Source organism: Actinomycetota bacterium, assembly GCA_040755895.1.
Classification (GTDB): Bacteria; Actinomycetota; Aquicultoria; order Subteraquimicrobiales; family Subteraquimicrobiaceae; genus Subteraquimicrobium.
Genome location: JBFMAG010000044.1, coordinates 1 through 7,321, shown reverse-complemented (window position 1 = coordinate 7,321; position 7,321 = coordinate 1). Strand labels below are relative to the sequence as shown.

At 43.9% G+C, this 7,321-nt stretch carries 7 protein-coding genes; 1 reads left to right on the top strand and 6 read right to left on the bottom strand.

Features of this window, described 5'->3' with window-relative positions:
* Positions 1-264: 264 nt before the first annotated feature.
* Positions 265-1,458 (top strand): PD-(D/E)XK nuclease family protein, encoded by a 1,194-nt coding sequence (locus AB1466_01990; GenBank protein MEW6188873.1) that lies wholly within the window; start codon positions 265-267, stop codon positions 1,456-1,458.
* Between the two features lie 60 nt (positions 1,459-1,518).
* Here the strand turns inward: AB1466_01990 and AB1466_01985 are convergent, their stop codons facing one another.
* The 6 genes from AB1466_01985 to AB1466_01960 all read right to left on the bottom strand — a co-directional run.
* Positions 1,519-2,436 (bottom strand): diacylglycerol kinase family protein, encoded by a 918-nt coding sequence (locus AB1466_01985; protein MEW6188872.1) that lies wholly within the window; start codon positions 2,434-2,436, stop codon positions 1,519-1,521.
* A 41-nt stretch (positions 2,437-2,477) separates the two neighbouring features.
* Positions 2,478-3,425 carry an RluA family pseudouridine synthase gene (locus AB1466_01980; GenBank protein ID MEW6188871.1) on the bottom strand — a complete coding sequence of 316 codons (948 nt, stop codon included), beginning with the start codon at positions 3,423-3,425 and terminating at the stop codon, positions 2,478-2,480.
* 267 nt (positions 3,426-3,692) lie between these two features.
* On the bottom strand, positions 3,693-4,430 hold the full coding sequence (lgt, locus tag AB1466_01975) for a prolipoprotein diacylglyceryl transferase (protein MEW6188870.1): 738 nt from the start codon (positions 4,428-4,430) through the stop codon (positions 3,693-3,695).
* A 30-nt stretch (positions 4,431-4,460) separates the two neighbouring features.
* Entirely contained in the window at positions 4,461-4,919 is a 459-nt protein-coding gene (lspA, locus tag AB1466_01970; protein ID MEW6188869.1) for a signal peptidase II, read from the bottom strand.
* Positions 4,920-4,965: 46 nt separating this feature from the next.
* Positions 4,966-5,337, bottom strand: coding sequence for a TraR/DksA C4-type zinc finger protein (locus AB1466_01965; protein ID MEW6188868.1), 372 nt, complete (start codon positions 5,335-5,337; stop codon positions 4,966-4,968).
* Positions 5,338-5,473: 136 nt separating this feature from the next.
* A partial coding sequence (locus AB1466_01960) for a class I tRNA ligase family protein (GenBank protein ID MEW6188867.1) occupies positions 5,474-7,321 on the bottom strand: 1,848 nt, incomplete at its 5' end.

Below are 7,321 nucleotides of genomic sequence, written 5' to 3'. Positions count from 1 at the left end.
TCCCTACTATAATATCTTGAACTATTCCAATGCCAAAATAAGGATAATATACCTTATCCCCAATGCGATGCACTTCATCACCCTCAAATCAAATTTGATTACTAATTCCATTATACTGCTGATGAGGGATTCTGCCAAAAATTTACATTCATATTAATGGCGTGAAAAATTCAACAAAAAATTTGACTCGAACACTAGTTCGTTATACAATAAATTGAGTTAATTTTACTTTTTCCGTACTAGATACTGTATAAGGGGGAAATCGTGCCGAAGCATGGGTCATGTGGACGGGAATTAAGACTTAGCTTTTCTTCCATCACGGTTTATCAAAACTGCCCCCTTTCCTATAAGTTTCAGTTCATTGACAAGCTTCCCACCAAGAAGACTCCTCTTCGGAGCTTTGGTAACAGTCTCCATGCCGCTTTAGCTCATTTTTACAATGTGCCCGTCCCCAAACCACCCTCACTGGATAAACTCCTTGAGCTGTTGTCAAAGGTATGGGAACCGGAAGGATACAAGGATCAAAGCGAGGAATCCATCTACTTCGAGCACGCCAAGGAAATATTGACAAATTTCTATTACACCAACGTCAAAGATTTCCGTATTCCGGCGGCACTAGAGCATAAATTCCAAATAGAGTTGGACGGCGAAGACTCTGAGAAATTTATTCTGAGTGGTGTCATTGATAGAATGGATAAACTTCCCGAGGGAGGCTACGAAATAATCGACTATAAGACGAGCCGGAGGCTTCCCCCTCGCTCAAAAATCGAAAGTGATCTACAACTTTCAATTTACCACCTGGCAGCTCAGGAGATTTGGGGAATCGAACCGGAAAAATTGACTCTGTATTTTCTCATCCCCAATGAGAAAATAAGTACTAGTAGAACGCGTGAGGATGTTGAAGAAACCAAGGACATCATCAGACAAGTTATGAGCCATATTAAGCTGGGTAAGTTTGAACCGAGGGAAAATGCTCTCTGTCCATGGTGTGATTTTCAAACTCATTGTCCCCTTCATAAACACAAATTCCTAAAGGAAAACGGGGACCCGTCTAAGGAAATGGGGGAAATAGCCACCATCGAAATCGAAAGAGTCGTGGATGAATATGCGGAGCTTAAAAGGAAATTAAGGGAAATCAATTTGAGATTAGATGAGCTGCAGGGGATCATCCATGATTATTGCGAAAAACATGGTCTTTCCCGTCTTTATTCGGATAAGGTGGCAATCTCACGAAAGCCAAGGCTCATTCAAAGCTATAATGTTGACAAACTAAGGGAGGTTTTAGAACCCTTAGGGCTCTGGGAGTGCATTTTAAAGGTAGACGAGAGATCCCTTAAAGAACTGTTAAATAGCGATGATATGAAGGAAGAAGTCAAGAGATTAATTGAAAGTGCCAAAGAGGTTGAGGATATAACGTACGCTCTCTATGTTAGAGAAATTCAAAGGAAGCCGGATTGATCTTACCAATGTGCGTAAACATTACAGTTAAAGGTTAAGGTTCAGGATTAAAGGCTGGGTTTAGGGAGTGATTACTGATACCGCATGGGGCAATATCGCGAAGTGCATTGGAGTTTGCCCTATGAGTTCCCCGTCGGCTTGAACCAGTGTTGATACCGATGCGGTGATTTGGACTCGCTTGGCTCTCTTATAGTAAACATCTGAATACGCAAGATGCTTCCTCAATAAAACTCCCGTGATGTACCGAACAAAGCTTGCGATATCCCCTTTTTTGAAGATGCAGATATCCAACCATCCATCTTCAATGCTCGCCTGAGTCGTGATGCTAAAATAGCGTCCGGCATAACACTTGGCATTGCCGACAACCACAAAGTAACCCTTCTCCTTTTCCTCTCCATCGAGCTCGATTTCCATCAAAGTGGGCTTATAAGTGAACAGGGTCTTTATGCCAGTTAGAATGTAGGCCAAATCCTTCAGCATCCTTTTGACTTCGGGGTTAACTTCCTGCACAATCTGAGCGTCAAATCCTACACCGGCCATGAGTACGAAGTAACGATCATTAACCCGCTTACCAGCTCCTGGAGTCAGAGGCGATGGGGGGCAAGCCCTCCCAACATCGATGTTCCTGGCTGAACCCCTTAAAATGACTTCACAAGCCCTAAAGAGGTTAAAAGGTATGCCCATCTCCGCAGCGAATACATTTCCCGTACCACAGGGAATCACGCCCAAAATGGCTTTTGAACCAATAATTCCATTAACCACCTCGAAAACTGTTCCATCACCGCCCATCGCCACTATTATCTGACAATCTTGATTTAAAGCCCTTTTAGCTGTGAGGATACCATCTCCAACCCTCTGAGTACGATAAATTTGTAGATTAAATACCTCTTTGAGCTTTCTTTTCACTTGTGGCAAAGCCTTTTCCGCTCTTCCTTGCCCCGCTATAGGATTAACGATTAATGCCAGTTTCAATCTCATTTTTCCTTTTAACTCCAAAAATACCTCTGGCAGCAGAAATTCTAAGATTTTAAATGATCTCTCCTGCGTAAAAGAGTTAGCACTTTGTTTAGATCCTCTGGGAGTTTATCTTCGAAGGATATACTCTCTTCCGTTCTGGGATGGGTAAACTGCAAACGATGGGCATGTAAAAATTGTCTATTTAAACCCAATTCTTTTCTATCCTTTCGATAGCCATACTCCGGATCTCCAACTACCGAATGTTTAATATAGGACATGTGAACCCGGATTTGATGAGTCCTTCCCGTTTGTAAATCAACTTCTAAGAGGGTATAATCTTTAAATCTTTCTTTGACCTTAAAGTTGGTCATGGCATGTCGACCGGCGCTGATGACCGTCATTTTCTTCCGTAGGCGAGGGCTTCGACCGATGGGAGCTTCAATTGTTCCGGAATCTACATCGAAGGTTCCGTGCACCAAAGCCAAATATATTCTCCATAATTTCCTCTTTTTAATCTGCTTTGCCAAACTCAAATGGGCCTGGTCATTTTTGGCCACTACCATGAGTCCCGAAGTATCCTTATCGAGTCGATGTACAATCCCTGGGCGTTTGACTCCACCAATTCCGGAGAGATCCTTGGTATGAGCCAAAAGAGCATTCACTAGAGTCCCCGTGGTATGCCCATAAGCGGGATGCACTACCATACCCGCTGGTTTAGAGAGTACAATTATGTCCTCGTCTTCGTAAATGATGTTCAGGGGTATGAGCTCGGGTAAAATCTTGGGTTCATCGGGAGGGGGAATCGTAAGTGAAATCGTCTCTCCTTTTTTTAAGCGATGGTGTTTGGTCATGATTTTACCATTAACCTGAACTAAACCTTGAGAAATCAAATTCTGGGCAAATGAACGGGATGGGATTTTGCGCCTTTTAGCGAGAAAAGCATCGAGGCGTTGCCCCACGTCACTGGCTTTGACCACTATTTTGTAAACTTCCCTTTTGTCATCAGGCATTTTAACCTCAAATACCCCGGACATAAATCCAAAACAAATTCAAAATCCAAATTTTTGAAATCCTAAACGCTCTTCTAAATCGAATTTCATTTTCTTTTGAACTTTGGATTCCCTCCACTTTGCTCAGGAGATGTTCGGTCATTTAATATTGTTTAGAATTTGGTGCTTTGTGCTTAGAATTTGAAACATTCCTTGTGCTTAAGAACAATGGTTTTGGCAAAAGAGCTTCTGTCGTAGGCGATTTATATCTAGCTTGTAATTTAGGTATCATGACAATTTTCTGCGGGAGAAATAGTCAGTTGCTAAAGCGACGACGGCTAAAATAAAGATTCCAATGCTGGTAAATTGAGAAGCTGTGAGCCCCACAGCCACCCTTGGGCTCTCTCTCAAAAATTCTATACCAAAACGCGCTGTAGAATACATGAGCACGTATAGCCAGAAAAGAATTCCAGGACGAGCTATCTTCGCTCTTAAAGACCATAAAATGCCAAAGATAATCGAGCTATAAAGGGAGCTGTAAATTTGTGTGGGATGGCGTGGGACGTCAAAAAAGTTCACTCCCCAGGGAAGATTAGTTAGGCGACCATAACAACATCCATTCAAAAAGCATCCTATACGGCCGATAGCATATCCCAGGGCAAGACACGGTGCAATCATATCCCCAATCTCCCAAAGGGGAAGCTTTCTCAGCCAAATAAAGAGGATTACAGCGAGGGTGCCGCCAGCGAGTCCTCCGTAGAAAACCAATCCCCCTTCCCATATGGCAAAAATTCTCAAGGGCGTTATCAAAAATTCCCTTGAATGACCGATGACATAGGAGAGTCTGGCTCCCACTATTCCACCAATAGCCGCGTAAAGGACTAGATCGAAGACGAGATCGGGGTTTAGCCCCCTGCGCCTCGCTTCCCGGTATGCCAAAAGTATACCCACTACGAAGGCAAAAGCGAGCATAAATCCATAAGATTTAAAGGTTATTGGTCCTATGCGGAATAAGATTGGATACATCTAACCCTTTAATCCGTTACTCGAAACTTGTTATTCGAAACTCGATGCCCGTTCTTGCCTCTTTTCCAACAACAAAGTCAGAACCAAAAGGATGAGACCAATTACAATAGCCGAATCGGCTACATTAAATACGGGCCAGATGCGAAAGTCTAGAAAATCTGTGACCAAACCGTAAGCTGTGCGATCGATGAAATTTCCCGCGGCACCCCCCAACTCCATACCCAAGGCCACCTGGATGAGCATTTCTCGCGGTCGGATGCGACCATAATAAAGAAATATGAATACAATGGTAATGAATGTTACCAAGAGAAAGAAGAGATGATGATTGGGCAAGAGACCAAAGGCGGCACCAGGATTGTTAACATATGTGATATGAAAAATACCATTTATGATGGGGATGGATTGTCCAGGGGAAAGGATTTGACGCACAAGGCTCTTCGTCAACTGATCCAGTATAATTACAAGCCCTGCAATGATCAGAAAAATCAATAAAACCTCCGTCGAAATTCATCGACGATTGAAATTAAACCCAATTTTACCAACTTTCCTCTTCCTTCTTCTTGCAGGTAATACATAAATCGGCATAGGGGAGGGCCTTCAGACGAGCCATATCTATCTCCTTGCCACAAGAAGCACAAATGCCATAAGTTCCCTTCTCAATCTTCGCCAATGCCATATTTACTCTTTGGAGGATATCCTTAATATTCCTTTCCAGGGAAAGATCTCTTTCTCGCTCAAAAGTAGCTGTGGCACTATCGGCGAAGTGGTCTACATAGGAATTTTCCCCCGAAAGTTCGGATTGAGACTGACTTAATATACCAATATCGATTGCCTTGAGCTCACGCTCCAAGCGAGATTTTTCCCTCAATAATATTTTCTTGAAATAAGCTAGCCTCTTTTGATCCACAATAACCTCCAACTTCGTGCGGTCTACCTAGAATGGCTCACTGAAGTCTTGGATTTCCTTGGAAGAAAAAAAGTTGAACTAATATTAATCCCCCTTGATTATATACATTTCGCCGAGGAAAGAAAAGACTATACTCTCAACCGGTGAGACTTTCCACTACCTCCACGCAACGAGCACAAAGTTTTTTATGCTTGGCATCCCTTCCCACACTTTCACTGAAATTCCAGCATCGTTCACACTTTCCTCCCACAGCTTTCAAAACCAAGATGGAAACGTCCTTGAGTCTCTCACTCCTGAAGGCTTTGCCCGGAGCCTCTGTTGAGGGAGATAAGTTAACCTGTGAAACGATGAAGATCGTGGGCAGAATATCTTTATACCCGTCGAGAAAACCATATAAATCGGAGGGAGCATAGATGGTCACCATCGCTTCCAGAGAGTTGCCGATGAGTTTCTCATCGCGTGCGATCTCCAAAGCCTTCAATGCCTCATCTCGAACCTCAAGCAACCTATCCCACTTCTCCTCAATATCTCGGTCTAAATACTCCTTTTGTGCTTTCGGCCAGGGACAGAGCTGCACGCTTATTTCCTCTCTGTATTCTTCGGGAATATTTTGCCAAATCTCCTCGGATGTAAAAGCCAAAATGGGTGAAAGAATCTTCGCTAAGTTAACCAAAATCTCGAATAAAACCGTCTGGGCCGAACGGCGTTTCGGAGAATCCGCCTTTGATGTGTAAAGCCTGTCTTTCAGGACATCCAGATAGAAAGCACTCATATCCGTCACGCAAAAATTATAAATGGCGTGATAAACAAGGTGGAACTTATATTCTTCGTAAGCCTTAGTCACTTTGAGCAAAAGTTTGTGGAGTTTGAGTAGAGCCCACTTATCTATCTCCTCTAAATCCTCGTAGCGGAGGGCATCTTTCCTGGGATCAAAATCATGAAGGTTTCCCAGAAGATACCGAGCCGTATTTCTAAGGCGACGATAGGTCTCCGAGATTCGCTCCAATATTTCCTGGGATACGGCGATATCGGTGGTATAATCCGCCGAAGCAACCCACAACCGCAAAATATCCGCACCTGACTCCTTGATTACCTCCAGAGGATCGATGACATTTCCCAAAGACTTAGACATTTTCCTCCCCATCTGATCCACCAGGAAACCATGGGTTAAAACCACCCTATAAGGAGCCCTGTCTTCGACCCCAACCGAGGTTAAGAGAGAGGACTGGAACCAACCTCGATGTTGATCGCTCCCCTCGAGATAAAGGTCAGCGGGCCATACAAGCTCAGAGCGGTTTTTAAGAACCGCGGCGTGACTGATCCCTGACTCAAACCAAACATCCAGGATATTTGTCTCCTTCGTGAATTTGGAACTCCCGCAGGAGGAACAGACCATCCCAGTGGGTAGTATTTCTTCAGCCGATTTTTTAAACCAGGAATCTGCACCCTCTCTTTTAAATAGATCAGCCAGAGTTGCAATCGTTTCCTCGCTTACGAGTGGCTTCTGACAGTTCTCGCAGTAAAAAACGGGGATGGGAACGCCCCACGATCTTTGACGGGAAATACACCAGTCGGGTCTTTCCTTGACCATGGAGGCTATTCTATTCTCACTCCACTCGGGAATCCACTTTACCTTGGTTATCTCCTCCAAGGCTCCCTTCCGGAGACCATCCTTATCTACCGAGATAAACCACTGCTCTGTAGCACGAAAGATAACGGGCTCTTTACACCGCCAGCAGTGCGGGTATGAATGAATGATGGTTGTGTTGTATAAGAGTAAATTCCTTTTTTTCAGATCATCTATGATGAATTGGTTGGCTTCAAGGATATGCTTTCCTCTGAACTTTCCGGCTTCCTTGGTGAAGAAACCTTTGCTATCAACGGGCATAGGAGCTGGAAGACCGTATTGTAGGCCTACGTCGAAATCCTCCTGGCCATGCCCAGGAGCAATGTGAACGCAACCCGTTCCTTGATCAAAGGCGAC